Raw genomic sequence first — 25,523 nt, 5'->3', positions numbered from 1 at the left:
GAGGGTGCTCTTCCTACGACCTTCCGGACGGCGGGTTGAGGTCGGGGTGCAGCGCCGTGAAGAGCGAGTACGGCCGGCCGTCGGGATCGGGGCCGCGCTCCTTGAACTCCTGCACGAGGTCGTACAGCCGCTGCTCGAGCTCGGCCTTGTGCTCTTCGTTGAGCTTGAGCCCCAGCCACGTGATGTCGAGATCGTCGGGCTGCAGCCCCTCGATCTGCTGCAGGAAGACCTCGACGAGGGTGTTCGACCCTTCGGGCATCGACGTGCGCCACGACAGGCCGGTCGCGCGATAGGGCACCTCGCGCGCACCCTGCGCCCCTGTGCGCTCGGGTTCGGGCGCGAGGTAGCCCGTCTGCACGAGCGTGCGCACATGGTGGAGCATCGTGCCCGGATTCACGCCGAGCAGCTCGGCCAGCTCCTTGTTGGTACGCGACTCGAACGCGCACAGACGCAGCACCCGCAGCCGCAGCGGCGAACTGAGTGCGCGCATGCGCGCTTCGGCTTCGGCATCCCCCGGATGCAGCTCCACCCGCTCCTCGCGATATCGCACCACACGGCCAGCCTAGAGTGGTGATTGACTTTTCTCAATCAGACGCGCAGACTGATTGACATGTCTCAACCGGCCGATCCCCAGCGCGCCGCTCGCGCCGACGGAGCCGCACACGCCGAGAGCATCGCACTCGACGAGGGCGTGCTCGCCGAAGCGCGGGCCGAGGCATCCGTGCCCACGTCTCGTGCCGGTGCCGACGAGGCGGTGCTCGCCGATCGAGAAGCCGCGCAGCCGAGCGCACCGGCCGCACGCAAGCCCTCTCTGTGGCACGACGGCAACTTCCTGACGATGTGGACGGGTCAGGCGCTCAGCCAGTTCGGTGCGCAGATCACCGAGCTCGCGATCCCGGTGCTCGCGGTGCTGCTGCTGAACGCGACCGAATGGCAGGTCGGCGTATTGGGCGCCGCCCAAGTCGCCGCGTTCCTCGTCGTCGGCCTTCCGGCCGGCGCGTGGATCGACCGGATGCGCAAGCGGCACGTCATGATCATGGCCGACCTCGTACGCGCGGTCGCCCTCGCGATGATCCCCCTGCTCGCGGTGCTCGGCATGCTCGAGATGTGGCACCTCTACGTCGTGATGCTCGTGATGGGCATCGCGACCGTGTTCTTCGACGTGTCGAACCAGAGCATCGTGCCGTCGCTCGTGCGGTCCGACCAGATCGCCGAAGCGAACGGCAAGCTCCAGTCGACCGAGCAGCTCGCGGGGCTCGCCGGGCCGGCCGCAGGCGGATGGCTCGTGGGCGTGCTCGCGGCGCCCCTCGCGATCCTCTTCACGGTCGGCACCTACATCGCGTCGTTCTTCGCCCTCCTGTCCACGCGCGACCACGAGCGTCTGCGCAAGCCCGAAGACCACGGGCCCCTGCTCAAGGAGATCGGCGAGGGACTGGGCTGGGTCTTCGGCAATCCGCTTCTGCGCCGCATCGTGCTGACGACGGGGACGGCGAACTTCTTCGGCACGATCGCGATGACGCTGTACCCGATCTTCGTGCTGCGCGAGCTGGGGCTCACGCCGCAGGCGCTGGGCATCGTGTTCTCCCTGTCGGCGGTGGGCGGGCTCCTCGGCGCGATCGCCACGCCGCGCATCGTCGCGCGCATCGGCGAGGCGCGCGCGATCCCCGTCAGCGGCATCGTCTTCTCGATCGCGCCATTCCTGCTGCCGATGGTGTCGCTGTTCCCCGCGATCGTGTTCCCGCTGCTGGTCGTCCAGATGTTCCTGATGAGCTTCACGGTCCTGCTCTACAACATCACCCAGGTGACGTTCCGCCAGCGCATCACGCCGCCGCGTCTGCTCGGCCGCATGAACGCGTCGGTGCGGTTCGTCGTGTGGGGAGTCATGCCGATCGCGGCGCTCATCGCGGGCGGTCTCGGCACGTGGCTGGGTACGGTCCCGACGATCTGGATCGCGGCCGTCGGCGAGCTGCTCGCCGGCCTGTTCGTCGTGATCGGACCCTTCTGGACGATGCGCGACCTCCCCGACGCGCACGCCGAGCACACGGAGGGCGACGAGGCCAAGCGCTAGCCGACGGATGCCCTGCCCCGCCTTTCCTGTGCGGCGGAGCGGGGCATCCGTTCGCCCGTGCCGTTTGCCTGGCTCGGATCCGCGACCGTACCTTGGGCTTGTGACCTGGTTCTGGTGGGTCGCCGGCACCGTCGCGGCGATCGGGTTGCTCTGGCTTCTTCTGTGGGCGTGGTACCGGCGTTGGCTGAAGGCCGTGACCGAGCGCGCGTCGCGCGACAGTTGGATCGTCTCGACCCCGCTCGGTCGCGTCGAGTACGGCCAGCGCGGCGATGGGCCGGTCGTGCTCCACTTCCACGGCGGAAGCGTCGGGCACAACGGATGGTTCTTCCTCGAGCACCTCGTGCGGGCCGGCTACCGCGTGCTGACCCCCGACCGCCCCGGGTACCTGGGCACCCCGATCAAGAACGGCGGCTCGCCCGAACAGCAGGCCGACGTGGCGGCGGCCCTGCTGGATGTGCTGCGCATCGATCGCGTCGCGGTCGTGGGTGTGTCGGCGGGCGGGCCCGCGGCGGTCCAGTTCGCGGCGCGGCATCCGGAGCGCACGACTGCTCTCGTCCTGCTGTCGGCGGTCTCGCAGCGCACCGAGCTCTCGGAAGACCAGCTCAGCAGTCCGCTCGCGCGCCTTGTGATGACGCGGCGGTTCCAGAACGTCGCCTACTTCGTCATCAACCGCACGATGCATCTGATGCCCGCGCTCAGCATGCGCGAATGGGTGAAGACCGCGACGACCTACGACCCCGAGACCGGCAAGAAAGCTCATCGACGAGGTGCTGCGCGACCCCGCACAGAAGCGAGAGGTGCTCGCGATGAGCGACGCGATGGTGCCGGCGCTCCCGCGGTTCGACGGGTTGATGAACGACGTGCGCGTCCAGCAGGAGCTCGGCGAGCTGCCGTTCTCGCGCGTCAGGGCACCCGCGCTCATCGTGGGCAGCCGCAACGACGGCGACATCGGGTTCGCGAACTCGGTGAACGCCGAGGAGAAGCTGCCGCGCTCGGAGCTCATCGCGGTCGACCAGTTCGGCCACCTCATCTGGTGGGGCGACCCCGCGGTGCGACGGGACTTCGAGGCGCGCATCGAGTCGTTCCTCGCTGAGCGCCACCGGCGCTGACCCGGGGGCACGGATGCGCGACGGCTCCTACGCTCCGCGTGCGAATCTCGCAAGCCACCCCCCACGAACCCGCGTGAAATGGTTGTGTAGGCGCATGGCCCCTCGCATCGTCTCGGTCGGAACGGCCGTCCCCGCGACGCGCGTGACGCAGGAACAGGTGCGCGAGCTCTTCGCGGCGCAGCCCGGCGCCGACCGCCTCGCGCAGCGGCGCATCCGCGCGGCGTTCGACGCGGCCGCGATCGAGACGCGTCACACGGTGATCGCCGAGCTGGGCGGGGGCGTCCCCGGCGGGGCCGGGCCGCGATTCCTCGGACCGGACGGTGTGCTGCGGATGCCGACCACCGGCGCGCGCAACGCCGCGTACGTCGAGCTCGCGCCGCCGCTGTACGCCGAAGCGGCGAAGGCGGCGATGACGGATGCCTCGGCCGACGCATCCGCGGTCACCCATGTCGTCACGGTGTCGTGCACCGGATTCTTCGCCCCCGGCCCCGACTACCGCCTCGTGCGCGACCTGGGGCTCCCGCCGACCGTCGAGCGCTATCACCTCGGGTTCATCGGATGCGCGGCGGCGCTGCCGGCGCTTCGCCTCGCGGCGCGCATCTGCACGGCGCAGCCGGACGCCGTCGTGCTCGTCGTGTGCGCCGAGCTGTGCTCGCTGCACCTCACGACGTCCACCGACCCGCAGCAGATCGTCGCGGCATCCGTCTTCGCCGACGGAGCCGCCGCGGCGATCGTGACCGCGGTGGACGACATCGGAGACGGCGGCGGACTCGTACTCGAGGAGTTCGCGACGGCGCTGACATCCGAGGGCGAAGACGACATGGTGTGGCGGATCGGCGACCACGGCTTCGAGATGGTGCTGTCGGCCGAGGTGCCGCGCATCATCGGACGCGAGATCCGGGGCGCGGTCGACCGGTTCCTCGCGGGCAGCCCCGCGCCCGACGCGTGGGCGGTGCATCCGGGCGGACGCAGCGTGCTGGATCGCGTCGAGGCGGGGCTCGAGCTCGACCCCTCGTCCCTTGCGGCGTCGCGCGCCGTGCTGCGCGACTACGGGAACATGTCGAGCGCGACGGTCCTGTTCATCCTGCGCGAGCTGCTGCGCGACAACGAGGCGGTGGGCGACGGAGCGACCGTTGCGGGGCTCGCGTTCGGTCCGGGGCTCACCGTCGAGTCGGCGATCATGACGAGGCGAATGCCGCGAACGGCCGACGTCGACCTCGACGTCGAGGACTTCGCGGCGGTGGCCGCGCCGGGAGTGTCGGCATGACGCTCGCCGTGCGCGCGGTCGAGCTCGAGGAGCTCATGGACGACCCCGCGTGCGACCCGGAGCGACTCCGAGCGACGCTGCGGCGCTTCGAGACCATCAACCGTCTCGTGTCGGGGTGGGGCGTCGTGTACCGCACCCGGCTCGCGCCGCGCCTTGCGGCGCTCGCGCGTCCGGCGCGTGTGCTCGACCTGGGCTCGGGCGGCGGAGACCTGCTCGTGCGCCTCGCCCGGCTCGCGGAGCGCGACGGACTCGCCGTGGACTGGGTCGGCGTCGAACCCGACCAGCGCGGGCACGAGGTCGCGGTGGCCCGAGACGCACCGGCGAACGTCTCGTTCGAGTGCGCCGACGCCGACGCCCTGCTCGATCGCGGTGAGGTGTTCGACGCCGTGATCTCGAACCACGTGCTGCATCACATCGGGGCGGATGCCACGGCCTTCCTCGCGCGGACGCGCGCGCTCTCGCGGGGAATCGTCCTCCACTCCGACATCGCGCGGAGCCGCCGCGCGTATGCGCTCTACGCGATCGGCATCACGCCGTTCGCGCCAGGCACCTTCCTGCGCATCGACGGGCTCCGCTCGATCCGCCGCAGCTTCACTCGCGACGAGCTGCGGAACGCACTCGACCGCGCGGAGCCCGCGACGTGGCGCATCGAGGCGCCGGTCGCGTTCCGGCTGCTCGCGGTCGCCGACGGGAGCGCCCGCGATGGCTGACGTGCTCGTCGTCGGCGCGGGGCCCGTGGGCATGCTGCTCGCGAGCGATCTCGCGCGGCGCGGCGTCGACGTCGAGGTCTACGAACGGCGTCCGACGGCGGGCGCGGGTTCGCGCGCGATCGGCGTGCACTCGCCCGTGCTCGCGGCGCTCGAGCCGTCGGGCGTCACGGAGCGGCTGCTCGCGCACGCGGTGCGCGTCACTCGCGGCGAGGCTCGCTCGAACGGTCGCGTGCTCGGCGTCGTGCGCTTCGACGAGCTCTCGCGCCGGTTCCCCTTCGTCGCGACGCTGCCGCAGGCGAAGACCGAGGAGGTGCTTGCGGACGGCGCGCCCGAGCCGCTGCGCAGCGCCCGCGTCTTCTCGCTCGTACCGCGTGACGGCGGCGTGCGCGTGCGTGCGGCCGTCGGCGGTCGCCCGATCGAGCTCACCGCACGGATCGTCGTCGTCGCGACGGGCTCGTCGGGCCGCGATCTCGCGTTTCGCCCGGGTGCGGTGCCGACCCGCGAGTACCGCGATCGATACCTCATGACGGATGCCGCGACCGGCCCCCACCCCGACGACGGAGTCGCCGTCGTGCACGTCGACGGCCGCGGGGTGCTCGAGTCGTTCCCGCTGCCCGACGGCGCCCGCCGCTTCGTGGCGTGGGACCACCCCGATGCCCCGGACGACCCCGGCGCGCAGCTCGCGCGCCTTCGCACGGCGATGATCGCGCGAGGCGAAGGTGCGGCTGCGGAGCGCGTCGAGCACGCGACCGCGTTCGGGGTGCGACGGGCGATCGCGCCGCGCGTGCGCAACGGGCGCATCCTCGTGATCGGCGACGCCGCCCACGAAGTGAGTCCGATCGGCGGACAGGGTCTCAACCTCGGACTGCTCGACGCCGCGACCCTCGCGCCGCTCCTCGAGACGTGGGTGCGCTCGGGCGGCGCCCCCGACGCGGAGCTTCGCCGGTGGGAGCGCGAGCGCGTGGCATCCGCCCGCACCGCGGCCGCGCTCGCGACGATGAACACCTCCCTCGGGCGACCGCTCCCCGCCGCTCTCGATCGCGCGCGCACGCTCGCGCTCCGCGCGATGCTCTCCCGGGGCCCGGCCCGCCTGTTCGCGCACGCCTACGCGATGGGCTTCGACCGCTCGGCGTAGCCCGCCCCGCTGCTGCTCCGTCCCCGCTTCCCCGCCGAGCGCACGGGTTGCCGTCGAATGCACGACCCCGCGACGCGGAGAAGCCGTGCACTCGACGGCAAGTCGTGCACTCGGCGCCAGGAGCTACCCCGCGAGGGCCCCGCCCGCCGCGACGAGCTGCACCGTGAGCAGCAGCGATGAGCCCATGACGAGCCGGAACAGCCCTCGACCCGGATGCCCCGCAAGCGCCCACACGACCGTCGCGACCGCACACAGCGCCACGACCGCGAAGAACATCCACGAGAGCACCGACACGGCACCGAGGTCTGCGCCGACCGGCCCGAGCAGCACCGCGAGCGCGCCGCACACGACCGCGAGCCCCGCGATGACCGCCGACGCGCGGGCGCCGAGGCGATGCGGGAGTCCGCGCACCCCGGTCACCCGATCGTCCTCGAGGTCGGGCAGCACGTTGGTGAGGTGCACGGCGACGCCGAGGGCGGCCCCCGCGATCCACGCCCACCCCGCGGCGAAGGCCGGATCGGGCGCCGACAGCGGGGCGAACGACGGGAAGAGTCCGAAGCTCACGATGAACGGCACGATCGAGAAGGGCGTCGACTTCAGCCCGGCGTTGTACGCCCCGGCCGATCCGAGCGCGAGGGCGTGGGCGGCCAGCATCCGCCACCCCAACGCTGCCGACAGGGCGAGCGAGACGATGAGCAGGCCGGATGCCGCCACCCACGCCGCCGTCGCCGTCGCCTCCCCGCGTGCGAGGGGCTTGTCGGTGCGCCCCACGGCGCGGTCGCGCGCGAGGTCGAGCGCGTCGTTCGAGATGCCGACCGCGAGCTGCCCCGCGAACACCGCGAGCACGAGCAGGACGAGGCGCCACGGCGCGAGGCCGACCGCGATGCCGAGAGCGACCGACAGCGCGGTCACGACGAGCGTCGGCCCCGGATGCGACGATCCCCACAGAGCCTGGACGGTGCGCACGCTCGATGCTCTCACAGCGCTCGACCCGTCGCCCTTGTCACGAATCGCGATGCGGCGGGTGTCTTCCCGGTGAGACCGCATCTGAGGAGGAATCATGGCCCGCATCCCGCTCGACCACGGCCGCAGCCTGCACGCTCGCGCACTCCGCGCGATGAGCCGCCGGCGTTTGGGCACGGTGATCGACCCCGGCCTCGTCGCCGCGCACCACCCGGGCGTCCTGTACACGATGTATGCCACCGAGCTCGGTGCGGGCCGCTGGCGCAAGGCCGATCCGACGCTGCAGGCGCTCGCCGTCATGCGGACGGCCGCCGTGATCGGATGCACGTGGTGCATGGACTTCGGGTACTGGGAGTACCACCACCGCGGCGTCGACCCCGCGAAGCTCCGCGCTGTGCCCGACTGGGAGACGAGCACCGTCTTCACCCCACTCGAGCGAGCCGTGCTGGAATACGCTGACGCCATGACCGCGACGCCTCCGACCGTCACCGACGAGCTCGTGGAGCGCCTTCGCGCGGAGCTCACCGACGCCCAGGTCGTCGAGCTGACCGCCCTCATCTCGCTCGAGAACCAGCGTTCGCGCACGAACGCCGCGATGGGGCTCACGAGCCAGGGCTTCAAGGATCAGTGCGAACTCCCCGCCGCCATGGCCACGGATGCCGTCGGAGCCGCCCGTGGCTGACGACGAGCACGCCCGCCTGTTCGCAGAGCATCGCCGGGCGATGACCGGCGCGGCCTACCGGATCCTCGGGAGCCTCGCCGCCGCGGAGGACGCCGTGCAGGAGACGTGGCTGCGCTGGGCGGAGGTCGACCTCGCGACCGTGCGCAACCCCCGCGCGTACCTGCTGCGCGCCGCCAGTCGGCAGGCGCTGAACGCGGCACGTCACCAAGCGCGGCTGCGCGAGGACTACGTCGGACCGTGGCTCCCGGAGCCCGTCGGCGACGTGACGGTGCTCGGCTCGCGCGCGACCGGCGACCCGGCGGATGCGGCGGATCTCGCGGAGTCGGTCTCGCTCGCCATGCTCGTCGTGCTCGAGTCCCTGTCACCGCCCGAGCGGGCAGCGTTCGTGCTCCGCGAGGTGTTCGGCCTCCCCTTCGACGAGGTCGCGACCGCGCTCGGTCGCACGCCCGAAGCCGCTCGGCAGCTCGTGCACCGGGCACGTGAGCATGTGCGGGAGCGGGCGCCGCGGCATCCGGTCGATCGCTCGACCCACCGCGAGGTGACCGAGCGGTTCCTCGCCGCGGCCGCCGGTGGATCGATCGAAGACGTCGTGCGGCTGCTGTCGCCGGACGTCGTGCTCGTGACCGACGGCGGCGGCAAGCGGCGCGCGGCCCTCAGGCCGATCCACGGCGTCGAGAAGGTGCTGCGCTTCGCGCGCGGCGTGATGGAGCGCCCCGACGCGCCGGTGAGCCTGAGGCTCGGGGACGTCAACGGCGAGGCCGCGATCCTCATGGCGCGCACCGACGGGCTCGACGGCACGGTGACCCTCGTGGTCGACGACGGGCTCATCACGGCGATCTACCTCGTGCGCAACCCCGACAAGCTCGCGCACGTGCTCGCGTGACGGCACGCGCGCGAGCGGGTCACCGCGGCAGCGACCCGAAGAACTCCGCGACATCGGCCGCGTAGAGGTCGGGCTGCTCGAGAGCCGCGAAGTGCCCGCCGCGCGGCGGCTCGGAGTAGTGCACGAGCCGGTGGTGCGGCTCGACCCACCGACGCGAGACGGGGTTGATCTCGCCCGGGAACGCCGCGACGCCGGTCGGAACGTCGGGCATCGGGTGCACGCGACCTTCGGGGTCGAGGCGCGACTCGAAGTAGATCATCGCCGACGACGCCGCCGAGCGCGGCGCCCAGTAGAACATGAGGTTCGTGAGCAGGTCGTCGGCGTGGAACACGCCGAGCCCGCCGTCGCTCCACGCCTCGAACTTCTCGAGTACCCACGCGGCGAGCCCTGCGGGCGAGTCGGTCTGGCCGACCGTGAGGGATTGGGGCTTCGTCGACTGGATCATCGCGTACGCGCGACCCGTCGCATCCATCGCGTTCCAGCGGTCGAGGGCGGCGCGTTCGCGCTCGGTCGGGTCGTCCTCCCACCACGACTGGCGGTGGTTGCTCAGCAGGGGAAGGTGCGTGTGGAACCCGATGACGGATGCCGCGTGCAGCTGCGCGAGGCGCGAGCCCACGATCGCACCCCAGTCGCCTCCGGCCACGCCGTACCGCTCGTAGCCGAGCTCTTCGGTCATGAGCGTGTGGAGCGCGTTCGCGATGCGCGTTGGCCCCCACCCCGGCTCGGCCGGCTTGCTGCCGAACCCGAACCCAGGGAGTGTCGGCATGACGAGGTCGAAGGCAGGGCGCCCCGGAACCGGGTCGACGAGCGGCTCGATGACGTACCGGAACTCGGCCACCGACCCCGGCCACCCGTGCGTGAGCAGCAGCGGGATGGCGCCCTCGCGTCCCGACCAGGCGCGGAACACATGCAACTCGACCCCGTCGACGGGGATCAGCACCGGATCCAGCGCGTTGAGCCGCCCCTCGTGCTGCCGCCAGTCGTAGTCGTCGGCCCACACGCGGCACAGCTCGCGCAGCACCGCGAGGTCGACGCCCGCCTCCCACGGCTCCGCCGGCAGCGGATCGGGCCACCGCGTGCGGTGCAGACGCTCGCGCAGATCCGCCAGGTCGGCGTCGGGCACGTGGATGGGGGCGGGACGGTGGAGATCCTCGGCCATGCCCCGATTATGACGACCCGGCGGCCGCGCGTCAGGACTCGAGGCGAGGGGATCCCTCGAAACGAGGGAGATCGACAGGATTCCGCCCTCGTTCGGCGGGATCCCCTCACCCCGGTCGTTCAGCGACCGGGGCAGAGGATCAGTCCTCGAGCAGCTCCGCCTCGATCACCTCGTCGTCGTCGCTGACGGGCGGCTCGGATGCGGTCGCCGGCCCCTCGCTCGTGAGCACGAGCTGCGAGCCGTCGGCCGCGACGTCCACCCGCACGACGTCGCCGTCGCGCACGCCACCCGACAGGAGCGCCATCGCGAGGCGGTCCTGGATCTCGGACTGGATGAGGCGGCGGAGCGGACGGGCGCCGAACACGGGGTCGTAGCCGCGCTCGGCGAGCCAGGCCCGCGCATCCGGCGTCACCGCGAGTGTCAGGCGACGGTCCTTCAGACGACGCTGCAGGTTGTCGACCGCGAGCTCCACGATCTGGGCGAGGTCGTCCTGCGTGAGCGCCTGGAAGATGACGATGTCGTCGAGGCGGTTCACGAACTCCGGCTTGAACGCCTGGCGCACGAGGCCCTGCACCTGCTCGCGCTTCTCGTCGAACGAGAGCGTCGGGTCGATGAGGATCGGCGAGCCGAGGTTCGACGTGAGGATCAGGATCACGTTCTTGAAGTCGACCGTGCGGCCCTGACCGTCGGTGAGGCGCCCGTCGTCCATCACCTGCAGCAGCACGTCGAAGACCTCGGGGTGGGCCTTCTCGACCTCGTCGAGCAGCACGACGCTGTACGGCCGCCGGCGCACGGCCTCGGTCAGCTGACCGCCCTGCTCGTAGCCGATGTAGCCCGGAGGGGCGCCGACGAGCCGCGAGACGGTGTGCTTCTCGCCGTACTCCGACATGTCGATGCGCACCATGGCGTGCTCGTCGTCGAACAGGAACTCGGCGAGCGCCTTCGCGAGCTCGGTCTTGCCCACACCGGTCGGACCGAGGAACAGGAACGAACCCGTCGGGCGGTTGGGGTCGCTGATGCCCGCGCGGCTGCGGCGCACGGCATCCGACACGGCCTTCACGGCCTCCTTCTGACCGATCAGACGCTTGCCCAGCTCGGCCTCGAGGTGCAGCAGCTTCTCGGTCTCGCCCTGCATGAGCCGGCCGACCGGGATGCCGGTCCACGCCGAGATGACCGCGGCGATGTCCTCCTCGGTCACCTGGTCGTTGACCATTCGCTCACCGGTGTCGCCCTCGCCGCGCTCGGCCTCCATGAGCTGGCGCTCCAGCGCCGGGATCTCGGCGTACAGCAGTCGCGACGCCTTCTCGAGGTCGCCCTCGCGCTGCGCACGCTCGGCCTCGATGCGCGCGGCGTCGAGCGCCGTCTTGAGGTCGCCGACCCGGTTGAGGTTCGCGCGCTCGCGCTCCCACCGTGCCTGCAGCTCGTCGAGACGCTTCTGCTCTTGGGCGAGCTGCTCGCGCAGTGCGGCGAGCCGCTCCTTCGAGGCGTCGTCCTTCTCCTTCTTGAGGGCGAGCTCCTCGAGCTTCAGGCGGTCGACGTACCGGCGCAGCTCGTCGATCTCGAGCGGCGCCGAGTCGATCTCCATGCGCAGGCGCGACGCGGCCTCGTCGATGAGGTCGATCGCCTTGTCGGGCAGCTGGCGGCTCGGGATGTAGCGGTGCGACAGCGACGCCGCTGCGACGAGCGCGCCGTCGGCGATGGCGACCTTGTGGTGCGCCTCGTACCGCTCCTTGAGTCCGCGCAGGATCGCGATCGTGTCTTCGACGCTCGGCTCGCCGACGTAGACCTGCTGGAACCGGCGCTCGAGGGCGGCGTCCTTCTCGATGAACTCGCGGTACTCGTTGAGCGTCGTCGCGCCGATCATGCGCAGCTCACCGCGTGCGAGCATCGGCTTGAGCATGTTGGACGCCGCGACGGAGCCCTCGCCGCCGCCCGCGCCCATGAGCACGTGCAGCTCGTCGATGAACGTGATGATGCGCCCCTCGGACTCGGTGATCTCTTTGAGGACGCTCTTGAGGCGCTCCTCGAACTGACCGCGGTACATCGCACCGGCGACGAGCGCGGAGATGTCGAGTGCGACGAGCTCCTTGTCTTTGAGGCTCTCGGCGACGTCGCCCGCGACGATGCGCTGCGCGAGGCCCTCGACGACGGCGGTCTTGCCGACGCCGGGCTCGCCGATCAGCACGGGGTTGTTCTTCGTGCGCCGGGTGAGCACCTGGCTGACACGGCGGATCTCGGCGTCGCGGCCGATCACCGGGTCGAGCTTGCCCTGTCGGGCGCGGTCGGTGAGGTTGATCCCGAACTGCTCGAGGGCGCTCTGCGACTCCTCCTGCCCGGGCATCTGGGTGGCGTTCATGTGGCTCCTGAAATCTGTGGGACTCTAAACTTGAGTCGATCTGGCTCAAGTTTACCAGCCGCCCCCGCTCAGATCAACGCCGCTCGCGGAGTCTCCACTGGGTTCAGGGCGCGAAACCGACCTTGGGCGGCAGAAATGCGCCCCAAGGTCGGTAAGCCGCCCCCAAGAGCCCGGAGACGGCCGTCAGGCGACGGGCTCGAGCTGCTTCTGCGCGGCGGATGCCTCGGCCCCGGCATCCGTCTTCGTGTCGTCACGCGTGCAGCAGAAACGCGCGCGATACGCGGTCGGAGTGATGCCGAGCACCCGCGAGAAGTTCTGGCGGAGCACCGCCGCCGAGCCGAAGCCGCTCTCGTATGCGATGCGGTCGAGCCCCAGGTCGGTCTGCTCGAGCAGGCGCTGCGCGTGGATGATGCGCTGGCGCGCGAGCCACGCGGCGGGAGTCGCGCCGTAGTCCGCCTTGAACCGCCGGGCGAACGTGCGCGGCGACATGTGCGCCTTCGCGGCGAGCTGGTCGACGGTGAGGTCGAGGCGCAGGTTCTCGAGCATCCAGTCGGTCACCGGGGCGAGCGACAGCGACTGCACCTCGGGCAGCGGCTTCACGATGAACTGCGCCTGCCCGCCGTCGCGCTGCGGCGGCACGACCATGCGGCGCGCGATGCGGTTCGTCATCTCGGCCCCGAGCTCCTGGCGCAGCAGGTGGAGACATGCGTCGAGCCCCGCGGCGGTGCCGGCGCTCGTGATGATGTGCCCGTCCTGCACGTACAGCACGTCGGGGTCGACTTCGATCTTCGGGTACATCTCGGCCATCGCCTCGGCGTACATCCAGTGCGTCGTGGCGCGCCGGCCGTCGAGCACGCCGGCGGCGGCGAGCACGAACGAGCCGCTGCAGACGCTCAGCACCCACGCGTCGCGTGCGACCGCGTCGCGCACGACGTCGAGCACGCGCTCGTCGATGCGGTCCCAGTACTGGCGGGGCGTCGGCGACACCACCACGAGGTCGGCCTCGTACGCGAACGACAGGTCGTTCTCGACGTTGATCGAGAAGCCCATCTTCGACGAGACGGCACCGGGGTCGGGCGTCACGATGCGGAAGTCGAAGTTCGGGATGCCGTCGTCAGACCGGTCGAGACCGAAGGCCTCGCACGCGACGCCGAACTCGAACGGCGCGAAACCCTCGGTGACGATGCAGGCGACCGTCTTCATGAGTACCTCCGGTGCTGACGTGGCAGGATTCGTGCGAACGGTGTCCATCCTGCCACTCGTGGCAGAAAGATTGCAAGCGTAGCGTTTCTGCCATGTTCATCCTCATCGCATTCGGTGCCCTCGCCGTCGCCGGGCTGGTCGCGACATTCGCGCGGCTCTCGAGCGACGACTTCCGCCCGGTCCCCCTCGACCGGACTCGCCTGGTCTGATCCGCTCGCGCGCGGCGACGGCGGTGCGTCAGGACCGCACGCGGTCGTAGACGTCCACCATCGCCGCCGTGCGCGACGACTGGCGGAACCGCTCGCGGATCGCCGCATCCGGCTCCGGCGCGGTTCCTGCCTCGACGTCGGCCGCGGCGCGGCGCAGAGCCTCCGCCAGCGCGGCGACGTCTGCCGCGGCATCCGCGTCGTCCGCCACCTGCCACAGTCCCGAACCGAGCTCGCGCGCCAGATCGGGGTCGCTCACGATCGACGGCGTCCCGAGAGACGCCGCCTCGAAGATCGTCATCCCCTGCGTCTCGAAGCCGATCGAGGTCTGCACGACCGCATCGGCTCGTCGGATCGTGCGCAGCGTCTCGGGGTAGCTCAAACGGCCGACGAAAGAGACGGATGCCGCGGGCTTGCGCTCCTCGACGATCCGCTGCGCCGCGCGCAGCTGCTGGCCTCCCCCGACGACGACCACATCGGCGACGACCCCCGACTCCGCGACCGCTTCGAGGAACGGGAGCAGCCGTTTCTCGGGGCTCATGCGCCCGAGCCACACGAAGCGCGGCGGGCCGGGTTCGCGCTCGTCCTCCGCGGTCGCGAGCACTTCGTCGAGTATGTCGTCGTCGATGCCGTTCCACACGACGTCGACGCTCCGTCTCGCGGCGCGCTTGCCGCCGGGGAGCACGCCGTTCTCTTCGAGGCGCCGCGCGAAGTGCGAGGAGGGGGCGGTGACCGCATCCGCCAGTTCGGCGAATCGACGCAGGTACGTCCATCCGTCCCGGCCCGGCATGCGGAGCGGACCCGCGGCCGCGCGCTGCTGCCACCAGTTGAGCGCGCCGAGCACGAGCTTCGGGAAAGGCGTCGTCGCCTCGATCCCGACGTCGACGCGGTTGTGCATCGTGTGCACGACCGGCAGCCCGTGGCGGGCGGCGAACCGGTGGCCGATGAACGCGCCCCAGAAGTCGCCCTGCACGTGAACGATGTCGACGGGTGGGCGCTTCGCCAGCGCGGCGTCGACGAACCGGTCGGCGCGGCGTCCCGGCCACGTGAGCGCGTACTCGCGGTCGGGCGTGATGGGAATCGACGGCAGGTCCACAAAGGCGTCGACGCCGCCGATCAGTCGCTGCCGCGCGCGACCGTGAAGCGCGGGCGCCACCACGGTGACCGTATGCCCGGCCCTCTCGAGGAACTGCTGCTGAAGCCGCATCGAGACCTGCGCCCCGCCCATCGTCGCGAGGTGCTGGTCGCCGAACATCACGACGTGCACGTCGTCACTCCGGCAGCGGCTCGCCGCGGTACAGCGCCTCGAAGGTCTCGAGCGTGCGGGTCATGTCGTGCACCTTGACGCCCTCGAGCGAGGCCTTCTGCATGCGCAGGCGCTCCTCGGGCGTCTGCGTGAGCACTTTCGTGATGAGCTCGGCGAGCTGGTCGACGTTTCCCGGCTCGAAGAGGTAGCCGTTCTCGCCGTCGTGCACGAGGTGAGGCAAGGCGACCGCGTTCGCGGCGATGACCGGCAGACCCGAGGCCATCGCCTCCATCGTCGCGATCGACTGGAGCTCCGCGATCGACGCGATCACGAAAGCGCTCGCACGTGTGAGGAGCGCGCGCAGATCCTCGTCGCTCGTGTAGCCGTGGAAGGTCACGCGCTCCGCGAGCCCGAGCCTCGCGGTGAGCTGCTCCAGGTTGCGGCGCTGGTCTCCGTTGCCGACGATGTCGAACGTCACGTCGAGAGCAGGGTCGAGCTTGGCCATCGCGTGCAGGATCACGTCGATCTGCTTCTCGGTCGTGAGACGGCCGACGAAGATCAGGCGGTTGGCATCGCGCGGCGTGAGATCGGCCTGGTAGTTCGACGCCTCGATGCCGCAGCTGATCGGGATCACGCCCTTGATGTCGATCGTCGACTCGAGGAAGTCCGCGGCGCGTCGGGTCGGCGTCGTGACGGCGCGCGTCATCTTGAACGTGCGCTCGGCATCCTTCCACGCGAGCCGCACGACGAGGTTGTCGAGGACCGGCGGCAGGGTCGTGAAGTCGACGATGTTCTCGGCCATCACATGATTGGTCGCGATGATCGGGATGCCCCGCTTGCGCGCCTCTCGGGCGAGCCCACGCCCGATCACGATGTGCGACTGGATGTGCACGACGTCGGGCTTGACCTCGTCGAGCACCTTGCGCGCGTAGTGCTTCGACATCCACGGCAGCACGAAGGTGAGCCAGTCGTGCGGGTACCAGCGCCACGACGGCAGCCGGTGTACGGTCATCTGCCGGCCCTCGATCGTCTCGACGAAGGTGCCGTGGTTGCGGTGGCCGGCGCTGGGCGCCGAGACGTGCACGTCGTGCCCGCGCGCGACGAGTCCCGCCGCGAGGCGCTCGGCGAAGCGTGCGGCGCCGTTGACGTGCGGGAGGAACGTGTCGGCGCCGATGAGGACGGTCAGCGGGCGCGGCGTGGCGGCCTCTCGGTCGGATCGAGGGGGCACGGCGTCGGCGCGGGAGTCGTCGGGCGTCGCGGGATCGGTCACGGGTGAGGGCTGCCAATCTGCTGAGGCCGGCGGGGGCACTGCGGCCAATCAACTGTACCCGAGGGGTCCTGCGGACCCGGGGTGCGCCAGGCCATCTACCCTGGATGGATGCCCCGACTGCAGGCCGACGCACCCGCCGACCGCTGGGTTCCCGTGACCGGATCGCTGGGTTTCCGCGGGAGGCGGCACCGCAAGGCCGCGATACGGATGCTGCTCACCCAGGCCAACCGCGCGATGGGCGCCGCCGAGCGACCGGCCAGCGGCGCGATGGCGTGGGTCATGAGCCAGGCGGCGCCGTTCCTCATCCGCCGCGCGGGCGGACGAGTGCTCGTGTGGGTGTGGCGCAGCGACCCCGACCTGCTCGTCGCGATGGCTCAGGTGCAGGAGGCGACGCCGCAGCTGCGCGCCGCGCGCGCGATGATGCCCATCGAGTACGACGACACCGAGGACTTCGGCAATCCGCACCTCGGCACGGGCGAACGCCTCGTTATGCCGCTGCCGAGCGACGGCCGCACGCCTCCGTTCGCGACGTACACGTGGGACACGGGCACCCATTTCGTGACGCTGACCGCCGTGTGCAGCGACCGCGAGCGCTTCGGCACGGTCATCGGCCCGGTCGACGACCTCGCCCGCACGCTGCGCGTCGTCGACGACCTCACGATCGGCGAGGCGCCGACCGTGCTGCGCATCGAACCCTGACCGAGACGGATGCCATGACCCGCACCAGCACGAGCACCGACGTTCCTCCGACCGCCGACCCTGCCGCCGGCACGGTGCATCCGGCATCCGGTCGCCCCGTGCGCATCGGCGTGCAGCTCTCCCCCCAGCATGCGACGATCGGGCAGTTCCGCGACGCGGTGCTGCGGGCCGAGGACATCGGTGTGGACGCGATCTTCAACTGGGACCACTTCTTTCCGCTGACGCCGCCGTACGACGGTGAGCACTTCGAGTCGTGGACGGTGCTCGCGGCGATGGCTGAGATGACCGAGCGCGTGGAGTTCGGCCCGCTCGTGAACTGCAGCTCGTACCGCAACCCCGACCTGCAGGCCGACATGGCGCGCACGGTCGACCACCTGAGCGCACGGGCGACGGGCACCGGCCGTCTCATCTTCGGCACGGGCTCGGGCTGGGCGCAGCGCGACTACGACGAGTACGGATACGAGTTCGGCACCGTCGGCTCGCGCCTCGACGACCTCGCCGAGGATCTGCCGCGCATCCTTCGGCGGTGGGATGCGCTGAACCCGCCGCCCACCCGGAGGATCCCGGTGCTCATCGGCGGGCAGGGCGAACGCAAGACGCTGCGGCTCGTCGCGCGGTACGCCGACATCTGGCACACCTTCACGCGGCTCGACGACCTGCCGCGCAAGATCGGCGTGCTGCACGACTGGTGCGCGCGCGAGGGCCGCGACCCCGCGGAGATCGAACTGTCGACGGGCTACACCGTGCGCGGCTTCGGTCCGCTGCTCGACGGCCGGCTCGACCGTCTGCACGAGCTCGGGTTCCGCTTCCTCATCCCGGCGATCGACGGGCCCGACTACGACCTCGCTCAGCTGGAGCCGCTCCTCCGGTGGCGCGATCGCGTGAACGAGAGCGTCGCCGGCTGACGGCCGGCCCCGCGCGCCGGATGCACGGGCGCTCTGGCGCACTCGTGCCCACGCCGCGATACTGAACACCAAACGGCGACGGGGCGCCGACGACGGTGCCCTGACCAGGTGCCGACGGTGTCGTCGGGCTTGGCGAGGAAGGGGCGAGTATGGCCGAGTTCAGGTACGGACCCGTGGAGCTGTTCCTCATCGGGTTCGAGGGCGAGCGCCCGGATCCGAGTGTGATGTCCGGGCTCTTCGACCTCGTCGAGAGCGGACTCGTGCGGCTCCTCGACTTCGTCATCGTGAGCAAGTCCGAGAGCGGTGACGTGGACGTCATCGAGATCGAGGAGGAGCTCGACGAGTACGGGCTGCGGGACTATGAGCTCGCGGCCCTCGGCATCACCGGCGAGGAGGACATCGTCGGGTTCGCGGAGCACGTGCCGCCCGGCAGTTCGGCGGCCGTCGTCGCGATCGAGCTCGCTTTCGTGCGCGAGCTCGCGAGCCGCCTGGCCGCGTCCGGAGGGGTCGTGCTCACATCGGAGCGCATCCCCGCGCCCGTCGTGAATGCCGTCGCCGACCTGGCCGACGCGGAAGTCGAAGCGGAGCTCGAGGCGGTCGTGGCAGAAGCCGACGCCGCGGACTGAGGAAGGAACCGAGATGCTCGTACGCAGAGTGGGACGCCCCGGGCTCGTGGGCCTCGCCGCACGCACCGCCGTCGTCGCGGGCACCGCGACCGCCGTGAGCGGAAGCATGCAGGCGAAGCAGCAGAAGAAGGCGCAGGAGCAGCAGCAGCAGTACGAAGCCGCGCAGCAGCAGGCGCAGGCCGCGCAGCAGCAGGCTGCGCCTGCCGCACCTGCGGCTCAGGCGCCCGCGCCGCCCGCCGGCGGTGTCGACGTCGTGGCCGAGCTGCAGAAGCTCGCATCGCTCAAGGAGGCGGGCGTGCTCAGCGACGAGGAGTTCGCAGCCGCGAAGGCGAAGCTGCTCGGCTGAGACCCGCCGGCGCCCGACCTCCGCGGCGTCACGTCGCGGTCGGTCGCGGTGGGCGCGCGGCATCCGCATCGCCCGACAGCCAGCGCAGCCAGCGCGCGTCGGGATCACCCTCGAGCACGAGCGCGCGCACGAGGAGCGTGAGCGGGATCGAGAGGATCGCGCCGAGGGGCCCGATCACGAAGGTCCAGAAGATCACCGAGAAGAAGCTCAGCGTGAGGCTCAGGCTCACCGCGTCGCTCACGAACTTCGGCTGCACGAGCACCTGCAGCACGACGTTCACGACGATGTAGATCGCGATCACGACGAGCATGAGCGGCCACCCGCCGACGACGAGCGCGAGCACGGCGGGCGGGATGAGCCCGAGCACGAAGCCGATGTTCGGGATGAAGTTCGTCACGAACGCGAGGATCGCCCACACCACCGGCGCGGGCACCCCGACCGCCCACAGCGCGAGACCGTCGATGATCGCGACGATCGCTCCGAACGACGCGTTCACGACGTAGTACCGGCGCACGCCCGAGCTGTACCGCTGGAAGCGTGTCAGCGCCGGGCGCGCCGTCACCCCGAACGACGACTCGGCACGCGAGTACCGCGCGGCATCCGCGGCCATGAAGATCACGTAGGCGAGCACGAAGAACAGCGCCGTGAGCACGCCGACGACCGTCCCGCTGAGCGACGTGACGAACGCGATGACGTTGGACGGGCGAAGGACGGATGCCGTGGCATCCGCCGCCTGTTCATCGAGCCCGACCGAATGCAGCCATTCCACGACCGACGCGGCGAAGTCCTGCAGCTCGTCCTGGAAGTCGATCACGAGGCGCGTGAACTCGACGCCCGCCCAGAAGAGCATGAGCGCGAGCGCCGCCACCACGAGGTAGGCGACCACGATGACGGCGGTCGTCGCCGCCCAGCGCGGCCACCCCGAGCGCTCGAGCGGATGCCGCACCGGGTGGCAGATGATCACGAGCACGGCCCCGAGCACGAGCGGCCCCACCACCTCGCGTGCGAAGAAGAGCCCCGCGAGCGCGATGACCGCGGCTGCGAGTCCGATGAGCACCCGCAGCGTCGGAGAGAGGACGGGGGCGGATGCCGCGGCGGCCGGATCGCTGCGCTTCACGAGGCCCAGGCTAGGCCGCACCCTCCCCGCCGCGTGCACGGCGCGCGGCGTGCGCCACGCGACCGCCTCGCCGCCGCGGGGCTGCGGCAATACAGTGATCGCAGATCAGCCACCCGCGCTGCGGACGCGTGAGGAGCATGCGATGTCGGCGACCCCGCTTCTTCCCGACCACGGTGCGCGCGAGGCCGAGGGCCGCGAGCGCCGACGCGACGTGCCGCGCAGCCGGCTCTCGCGGCTGGGCGACGGCCGGCGCGACCCGATCGGCATCATCCAGGCGCAGAACGCGACGCGTGTGCCCGACCTCGTGCCGCTGCGCGTCGAGCGCATGGCGGCGAGCCCGTTCGCGTTCTACCGGGGGACGGCCGCGATCATGGCGGCGGACCTCGCGGCCGGTCCGAGCACGGGCATCCTCGTCCCGTCGTGCGGCGACGCGCACGTCGCGAACTTCGGGTTCTACGCGTCGCCCCAGCGCACGCTCGTGTTCGACCTCAACGACTTCGACGAGGGCGCATGGGCGCCGTGGGAGTGGGACGTGAAGCGGCTGGTCACGAGCATCGTCATCTCGGGCCAGGCGGTGAACCGCAATCAGCGCGTGGTCGAGGAGGCGGCGCTGTCGGCAGTGCGCACGTATGCGCGCCAGCTGGCGGCGGTCGCGGCGACCAGCCCCACGGATCGCTACTACCTGCACTTCGACCCGAAGGCCGTCTTCGGCGAGCTCGACGCCGAGACGCGCAGCACGATGCGCAAGGCGATGCGCGAGGCGAAGCACCGCACGGGCGAGCGCGCCGCGCGCAAGCTCACCGAGCGCGGCGAGGACGGCCGCCTGCGGTTCGTCGAGGCGCCGCCGACGATGACGCACGTCGACGAGGTCGTCGAGGAGAACATCCTCGAGGCGATCCGGCGGTACACGGAGTCGGTCCACGTCGACATCCGCCTGCTCATGCGGCACTACGTGATGACCGACATCGTTCGGCGCGTCGTGGGCGTCGGCAGCGTCGGCACGCAATGCGCGCTGGTGCTGCTGCAGGACGGCGACGGCAACGCGCTGCTGCTGCAGGCGAAGGAGGCCGGCCGGAGCGTGCTCATCGAGCACGGCGGGATCCAGCAGCCGGCCGAGGTCACCGCCTACATCGAGGAGCACGGCGAGGGCGGCCGCGTCGTCGCGTTGCAGCGCATCCTGCAGGCGCTGTCCGACCCCATGCTGGGGCATCTCCGCGCGGCGCGGGGCGTCGACTTCTATGTGCGCCAGTTCCGCGACATGAAGGGCGGCGTCGACACCGAGCTGCTCGACGACGTGCCGTTCCGGCATTACGCGGATGCGTGCGCGGCGGTGCTCGCGCGCGCCCACGCGCAGGCGGTCGTCGCGCCCGCGGTCGTCGGCTACATCGGCAACGGCCGGGTCGTGGGCGAGGCGATCCTCGAGTGGGCCTACGCGTATGCCGAGCTGTCGCGGCGCGACTACGAGCTCTTCGTCGACACCGCCATCTAGACGCACCGGCTTGTCGAGCCGGTCAGTCGGCGTCGAGACCCTGCTCGGCGAGCCACTGCTTCGCGACCGTGCGAGAGACCTTCACGAGCCACGCATCCGCCACGATCTCACGCAGGTGATCGACGTCGATCGCGTCCAGGCGGACGAGCACCGCGGGGTACCCGTCGAAGTGCGGGATCGTGAAGAAGATGTCGGGGAAGCTCGCGAGGAGGGCCTCCTTGGCGGCGAGCCCGTCGGTGCGGACGCCGATCACGGGGCCCGGCGGCCACTCGCGACCGAGATTCGCGAGCTTCGCGAGGTCCGCCTTGCTCGGACCGCGCTCCCATGCGAAGAGGCCCTTGTCGGTGCGCCAGCCCGCACCGCCCCGATGCCCGTCCACCTTCTCGAACGTGCCGGGAAGCGCCAACGCGATCTCGCGCACGTCCTGCAGCGTCGCCATGCCCTCAGTGTGCCGCACACCTCGGACGCCCGGGGCCCTGTCAGGCCCACTCGGGCCGCGGATCACCCACCCGGCGCGTGATGAGCAGCTTGGGCGCCCGCGTCACGACGAGCCACGTGGGGAGGATCGTGAGGCACAGGATCGGCAGCACGTGCACGTCGCCCACGATCGCGACGGCCACGAACATCGCTATCCACCCGTCGCGCGTCGCCGCGAGCGCCATGCCCATGGCCGCGCTCGCGACCGCGAGCGCGATCGGCACCCCGGGGAAGAGCGCGCTCACGAGCAGCCCGAATGCGACCGAGATGAAGATGACGGGGAAGATGCGGCCGCCGCGGAACCCGGCCGCGGCCGCGACGACGAGCGCCAGCACCTTGATCACCACGAAGAGCGTGAGCTGCTGCGGAGAGTAGTTCCCGGGGTCGGTCAGCAGTTCGGCCACTTGGTCGAGCCCCTTGAACATGGTGATCGGCGTTCCGATGGCGCCCAGGACGCCGAGCACGAGTCCGCCGAGCGTCGTGAAGATCACCGGATGCCGCAAGGCGTGGAACGCGCGATGCATGACCTGGAGGAGGACGGCGGCCAGGATGATCACGACCGCGGCGACGACCGCGACGACGGCGCTCCAGAGGAGGAAGACGGGCTCGACGTCGCCCATCGGCTCGAGCTCGAACGCGATCGGATTGCCGCCCAGCAGCAGCATCGTCACCGCTCCTGTTCCGCCCGCGACGAGCGGGAGGAAGAGCTTGTCCCAGAGGCTGCCGCCGCCCACGACGGCGGCGACCATGCCGGGGAGCACGAGCGCACCCGCAACCGGCGTGCCGAACAGCGCCCCGATCGTCGCGGCCGTCGCGAGCAGCGCCACGAGCCGCGCGGGGATCTTCGACGTCAGCCGCCCGATGATCGTCACCGCGAGTGCCGCGTTGATCGCGATGATGGGGTTCTCCGGGCCCAGGCTCACGCCGCCCGCGAGGCCGAGGAACGCGACGAGGAGGATCGACGGCACCGCGATGATCTTCGGCGGCGGCGCCACCAGTTCCGTCGTCGCGGAGTCCGCCCCGGCATGACCGGGTACGAACTGCACGACCAGCCCGACGCTGAGGCCCACGAGCGTGAGGACCGCGATGATCCACCACGGCGTGGCGCCGGTCGCACCGAACACCTGCGGCAGGGTGTCCCAGAGCACCGCCGACAGCCAGCCCGCCGTGATGTCGAGGACCCACAGGACGACCGCGGATGCCACGCCGATCACGACCGCGGGGATCGACAGCAGGATCAGCGTGCGCACGTTGAGGGATTCGGTCGACACGCCCGACTGACTCATGCACGCCCCCCTTCGACGACCTCGCTGAGCGTGCCCCCAGTGTGCCGGAAGCCGCCGCCGTCGCGCACGGGTCGCCGGCCCAAGCGCCGAGCGCACGACTTGCCGTCGAGTGCACGACCCGGATGCGTCGCGACGTCGTCCGTTCGACGCGAGGCCGTGCACTCGCGATCCGACTCCGGGCCCCTACTGTCCTTCGGGAGTGCTGAGGTCGGGGCGCGGACGCCACAGCACGATGTCGGTCGCGCGGCGCACGCGGGTCCCGTGGCGCAGCCGCACGACCGACCCCGTCGGTCCCGCGGCGAACACGCGTGCGCCCGGGCGGTTCTCGAGCTCGGCGCGCACGCGCTGCTCGAGCTCGCTCACCTGGCGGTGGAGCACGCGAACGCGCTCCTCGAGTTCGAGGATGCGTGCGATCGCGGGGAGGCTCATGCCGTCGGCCGAGAGGCGCGCTACCTCTCGCAACTGCTCGACGTGACGCAGCGAGTACCGGCGGGAGCCGCCCTGCGTGCGAGCGGGGACGACGAGGCCCAGCCGGTCGTACTGCCGGAGGGTCTGCGGATGCAGCCCCGACAGCTCAGCGGCGACGGCGATGGAGAGGATCGGCGCCTCTTCATCGATCTCGTCGTTCTGGCCCATCGCTCCTCACCGCCCTTCGCACAACGTCAACTCCGCGCTTTCGCCAACAGGTCGGCGCGCGGGTTCTCCTTCGGCTCGAGCTCGCGGAAGCGCTCGAGCGCTTCGCGCGCCCTCTCGTCGAGGTGGGACGGCACGACCACCTGCACCTCGGCGAGGAGATCGCCCGTGCCCTTCTGCGTCTTCACCCCACGGCCCTTCACCCGCAGCACGCGACCTGACGGCGTGCCGGGTGCGACGCGGAGCTTCACGGGGTCGCCGCCGAGCGTCGGCACCTCGATCGTCGCGCCGAGCGCGGCTTCGGTGAACGTGACCGGCACGGTCACGCGCAGGTTGAGGCCGTCGCGCGTGAACACCGGATGCGGCCGCACGTTCACGAGCACGACGATGTCGCCGTTCTCGCCGCCGTCGGGCGAAGGACGCCCGCGCCCGCGCAGGCGGATGCGCTGACCGTCGGCGACGCCCGCCGGGATCTTCACCTTGAACGGCTTGCCGTCCTCGCCTTGGAGCGTGATCGTCTCGCCCTTGGTCGCGGTGACGAAGTCGATCGTCGTACGCGCCGTGACGTCGGCGCCGCGCGTCGGTCCGCCGTATCCGCGGAAGCCGCCGCTCGGCTGGCCGAAGCGCCCCGAACCGAAGCCGCCGGTGGGCTGCTGGTTGAACATCGAGAAGATGTCGTCGAAGTCCGCGCCCTGGTAGCGCGCACCACGGCCCTGCGTGAACACCGAGAAGACGTCCTCGAAACCGCCGGCGCCCTGGCCGCTCGCCGTGAACCGCGCGCCGGATCCCATCGCGCGGATCTGGTCGTACTCCGCACGCTGCTCGGGATCGGAGAGCACCGAGTACGCCTCGCTGATCTCCTTGAACTTCGTCTCGGCGGCGGCGTCACCCTGATTGCTGTCGGGGTGGTACTTGCGCGCGAGCTTGCGATAGGTCTTCTTCAGATCCGCGTCGGACACATCCTTGGATACGCCGAGGATCTTGTAGAAGTCCTTGTCGAACCAGTCCTGGCTGGCCATGGGCTACGCCTGGCCCCCCGAGCCCGCCTCAGGTTCCGCCGGCACCGCGACGACGACCTTCGCCGGTCGCAGCTCGACCTCACCGAGGCGGTACCCCACCTCGACGACCTCGAGAACGGTGGGCTCGGTCGTTCCGGGCGTCGGCGCCTGAAGGATCGCCTCGTGGTGCTGCGGGTCGAACGGCTCGCCCGCCTCGCCGTAGGCGACCATGCCCAGACGCTCGGCCACGCCGCGCACCTTCTCGGCGATCACGGCGAAGGCGGAGCCCTCTTCGAGGTCGCCGTGCTTCTCGGCGCGGTCGAGGTCGTCGAGCACGGGCAGCAGCCCCTTCGCGACGGAGCCCTTCGCGCGCTCGATCTCGATCTCGCGCTGCTCCTCGGTGCGGCGCCGGTAGTTGGCGTACTCCGCCTGCAGACGCTTGAGATCGTCGAGCAGCTGCGACTCGAGGTCGGCGATCACGGCGTCCTCAGCCGCGGCATCCGCGTTCTGGGGCGCACCCAGGATGTCGTCGACCGTGAGCTCCTCTTCGCCCTCGGCTGCAGCCTCTTTCGCTCCGTCCTGCGGGACGGGGCCGGAGGCCTGAGCCTCCGACCCCTCCTCGTCCGGACGGACCTCTTCGCCTTCGGGCCCCTCGGGCCCCGGATTCGCGTTTCGGTCCTTGTCAGCCAT

At 71.1% G+C, this 25,523-nt stretch carries 25 protein-coding genes and 1 pseudogene; 13 read left to right on the top strand and 13 right to left on the bottom strand.

Annotated features, from left to right (window positions below; genetic code table 11):
• Window positions 1-13 precede the first annotated feature (13 nt).
• Window positions 14-553 (bottom strand): winged helix-turn-helix domain-containing protein, encoded by a 540-nt coding sequence (locus VNR19_RS13775; protein WP_325727676.1) that lies wholly within the window; start codon window positions 551-553, stop codon window positions 14-16.
• 57 nt (window positions 554-610) lie between these two features.
• Here VNR19_RS13775 and VNR19_RS13770 point away from each other — a divergent pair, with 57 nt between their 5' ends.
• The 6 genes and pseudogenes from VNR19_RS13770 to VNR19_RS13750 all read left to right on the top strand — a co-directional run bounded on the left by VNR19_RS13770 (window position 611) and on the right by VNR19_RS13750 (window position 6,289).
• Entirely contained in the window at window positions 611-2,068 is a 1,458-nt protein-coding gene (locus tag VNR19_RS13770) for an MFS transporter (RefSeq protein WP_325727674.1), read from the top strand.
• 7 nt (window positions 2,069-2,075) lie between these two features.
• Window positions 2,076-2,843, top strand: a pseudogene (locus VNR19_RS17315) (alpha/beta fold hydrolase); the annotation flags it as partial.
• A 31-nt stretch (window positions 2,844-2,874) separates the two neighbouring features.
• Window positions 2,875-3,177, top strand: coding sequence for an alpha/beta fold hydrolase (locus tag VNR19_RS13765; RefSeq protein ID WP_325727672.1), 303 nt, complete (start codon window positions 2,875-2,877; stop codon window positions 3,175-3,177).
• Window positions 3,178-3,271: 94 nt separating this feature from the next.
• Window positions 3,272-4,444 carry a type III polyketide synthase gene (locus tag VNR19_RS13760; RefSeq protein WP_325727670.1) on the top strand — a complete coding sequence of 391 codons (1,173 nt, stop codon included), beginning with the start codon at window positions 3,272-3,274 and terminating at the stop codon, window positions 4,442-4,444.
• Window positions 4,441-5,154, top strand: coding sequence for a methyltransferase domain-containing protein (locus VNR19_RS13755; RefSeq protein ID WP_325727668.1), 714 nt, complete (start codon window positions 4,441-4,443; stop codon window positions 5,152-5,154). The genes VNR19_RS13760 and VNR19_RS13755 overlap by 4 nt, the downstream gene beginning before the upstream one ends.
• Window positions 5,147-6,289 (top strand): FAD-dependent oxidoreductase, encoded by a 1,143-nt coding sequence (locus VNR19_RS13750; protein ID WP_325727666.1) that lies wholly within the window; start codon window positions 5,147-5,149, stop codon window positions 6,287-6,289. The genes VNR19_RS13755 and VNR19_RS13750 overlap by 8 nt, the downstream gene beginning before the upstream one ends.
• Before the next feature lie 123 nt (window positions 6,290-6,412).
• On the opposite strand, the gene VNR19_RS13745 is transcribed toward VNR19_RS13750, so the two are convergent.
• Window positions 6,413-7,255 carry a UbiA family prenyltransferase gene (locus VNR19_RS13745; RefSeq protein ID WP_325727664.1) on the bottom strand — a complete coding sequence of 281 codons (843 nt, stop codon included), beginning with the start codon at window positions 7,253-7,255 and terminating at the stop codon, window positions 6,413-6,415.
• 94 nt (window positions 7,256-7,349) lie between these two features.
• Here VNR19_RS13745 and VNR19_RS13740 point away from each other — a divergent pair, with 94 nt between their 5' ends.
• Both VNR19_RS13740 and sigJ read left to right on the top strand, forming a co-directional pair.
• Window positions 7,350-7,934 (top strand): carboxymuconolactone decarboxylase family protein, encoded by a 585-nt coding sequence (locus tag VNR19_RS13740; RefSeq protein WP_325727662.1) that lies wholly within the window; start codon window positions 7,350-7,352, stop codon window positions 7,932-7,934.
• A complete protein-coding gene (gene sigJ, locus VNR19_RS13735) occupies window positions 7,927-8,817 on the top strand; it encodes an RNA polymerase sigma factor SigJ (RefSeq protein WP_325727660.1) in 891 nt (296 codons plus the stop codon). The genes VNR19_RS13740 and sigJ overlap by 8 nt, the downstream gene beginning before the upstream one ends.
• A gap of 19 nt (window positions 8,818-8,836) precedes the next feature.
• Here the strand turns inward: sigJ and VNR19_RS13730 are convergent, their stop codons facing one another.
• From VNR19_RS13730 to VNR19_RS13710, 5 genes are all read right to left on the bottom strand, one after another.
• Complete coding sequence (locus tag VNR19_RS13730; RefSeq protein ID WP_325727659.1) at window positions 8,837-9,976, bottom strand: epoxide hydrolase family protein; 1,140 nt, start codon at window positions 9,974-9,976, stop codon at window positions 8,837-8,839.
• Between the two features lie 139 nt (window positions 9,977-10,115).
• The gene (locus VNR19_RS13725; protein ID WP_325727658.1) at window positions 10,116-12,332 is read right to left on the bottom strand and encodes an ATP-dependent Clp protease ATP-binding subunit; all 2,217 of its coding nucleotides are present in this window, start codon (window positions 12,330-12,332) and stop codon (window positions 10,116-10,118) included.
• Window positions 12,333-12,515: 183 nt separating this feature from the next.
• Window positions 12,516-13,535 carry a GlxA family transcriptional regulator gene (locus tag VNR19_RS13720; protein ID WP_325727656.1) on the bottom strand — a complete coding sequence of 340 codons (1,020 nt, stop codon included), beginning with the start codon at window positions 13,533-13,535 and terminating at the stop codon, window positions 12,516-12,518.
• 237 nt (window positions 13,536-13,772) lie between these two features.
• On the bottom strand, window positions 13,773-15,008 hold the full coding sequence (locus tag VNR19_RS13715; RefSeq protein ID WP_325727654.1) for a glycosyltransferase: 1,236 nt from the start codon (window positions 15,006-15,008) through the stop codon (window positions 13,773-13,775).
• Between the two features lie 4 nt (window positions 15,009-15,012).
• Window positions 15,013-16,257: a glycosyltransferase gene (locus tag VNR19_RS13710; protein ID WP_414684185.1), complete on the bottom strand. Its 1,245-nt coding sequence runs from the start codon at window positions 16,255-16,257 to the stop codon at window positions 15,013-15,015.
• Window positions 16,258-16,365: 108 nt separating this feature from the next.
• Here VNR19_RS13710 and VNR19_RS13705 point away from each other — a divergent pair, with 108 nt between their 5' ends.
• From VNR19_RS13705 to VNR19_RS13690, 4 genes are all read left to right on the top strand, one after another.
• Window positions 16,366-16,956, top strand: a complete 591-nt coding sequence (locus tag VNR19_RS13705; protein WP_325727652.1) for a hypothetical protein — start codon at window positions 16,366-16,368, stop codon at window positions 16,954-16,956.
• Window positions 16,957-16,970: 14 nt separating this feature from the next.
• Entirely contained in the window at window positions 16,971-17,861 is an 891-nt protein-coding gene (locus tag VNR19_RS13700) for an LLM class F420-dependent oxidoreductase (protein ID WP_325727650.1), read from the top strand.
• 149 nt (window positions 17,862-18,010) lie between these two features.
• Window positions 18,011-18,487 carry a DUF6325 family protein gene (locus VNR19_RS13695; protein ID WP_325727648.1) on the top strand — a complete coding sequence of 159 codons (477 nt, stop codon included), beginning with the start codon at window positions 18,011-18,013 and terminating at the stop codon, window positions 18,485-18,487.
• A gap of 13 nt (window positions 18,488-18,500) precedes the next feature.
• Window positions 18,501-18,833 (top strand): SHOCT domain-containing protein, encoded by a 333-nt coding sequence (locus VNR19_RS13690; RefSeq protein WP_325727646.1) that lies wholly within the window; start codon window positions 18,501-18,503, stop codon window positions 18,831-18,833.
• A gap of 28 nt (window positions 18,834-18,861) precedes the next feature.
• On the opposite strand, the gene VNR19_RS13685 is transcribed toward VNR19_RS13690, so the two are convergent.
• A complete protein-coding gene (locus tag VNR19_RS13685) occupies window positions 18,862-19,950 on the bottom strand; it encodes an AI-2E family transporter (RefSeq protein ID WP_325727644.1) in 1,089 nt (362 codons plus the stop codon).
• Window positions 19,951-20,092: 142 nt separating this feature from the next.
• Here VNR19_RS13685 and VNR19_RS13680 point away from each other — a divergent pair, with 142 nt between their 5' ends.
• Window positions 20,093-21,439 (top strand): DUF2252 domain-containing protein, encoded by a 1,347-nt coding sequence (locus VNR19_RS13680; protein WP_325727642.1) that lies wholly within the window; start codon window positions 20,093-20,095, stop codon window positions 21,437-21,439.
• Between the two features lie 22 nt (window positions 21,440-21,461).
• On the opposite strand, the gene VNR19_RS13675 is transcribed toward VNR19_RS13680, so the two are convergent.
• From VNR19_RS13675 to VNR19_RS13655, 5 genes are all read right to left on the bottom strand, one after another.
• Complete coding sequence (locus VNR19_RS13675; protein ID WP_325727640.1) at window positions 21,462-21,878, bottom strand: MmcQ/YjbR family DNA-binding protein; 417 nt, start codon at window positions 21,876-21,878, stop codon at window positions 21,462-21,464.
• Window positions 21,879-21,918: 40 nt separating this feature from the next.
• Window positions 21,919-23,202: an ion channel protein gene (locus VNR19_RS13670; RefSeq protein ID WP_325727638.1), complete on the bottom strand. Its 1,284-nt coding sequence runs from the start codon at window positions 23,200-23,202 to the stop codon at window positions 21,919-21,921.
• 183 nt (window positions 23,203-23,385) lie between these two features.
• Window positions 23,386-23,838, bottom strand: a complete 453-nt coding sequence (locus VNR19_RS13665; protein WP_325727636.1) for a heat shock protein transcriptional repressor HspR — start codon at window positions 23,836-23,838, stop codon at window positions 23,386-23,388.
• 26 nt (window positions 23,839-23,864) lie between these two features.
• Window positions 23,865-24,854 carry a DnaJ C-terminal domain-containing protein gene (locus VNR19_RS13660; RefSeq protein ID WP_325032854.1) on the bottom strand — a complete coding sequence of 330 codons (990 nt, stop codon included), beginning with the start codon at window positions 24,852-24,854 and terminating at the stop codon, window positions 23,865-23,867.
• A gap of 3 nt (window positions 24,855-24,857) precedes the next feature.
• Window positions 24,858-25,523, bottom strand: a complete 666-nt coding sequence (locus VNR19_RS13655) for a nucleotide exchange factor GrpE (RefSeq protein ID WP_325727633.1) — start codon at window positions 25,521-25,523, stop codon at window positions 24,858-24,860.

It is taken from the genome of Microbacterium sp. (assembly GCF_035556355.1).
Classification (GTDB): Bacteria; Actinomycetota; Actinomycetes; order Actinomycetales; family Microbacteriaceae; genus Microbacterium.
Note: the sequence above shows the minus strand (reverse complement) of the source record. Positions and strands in the feature narration are given on the sequence as shown.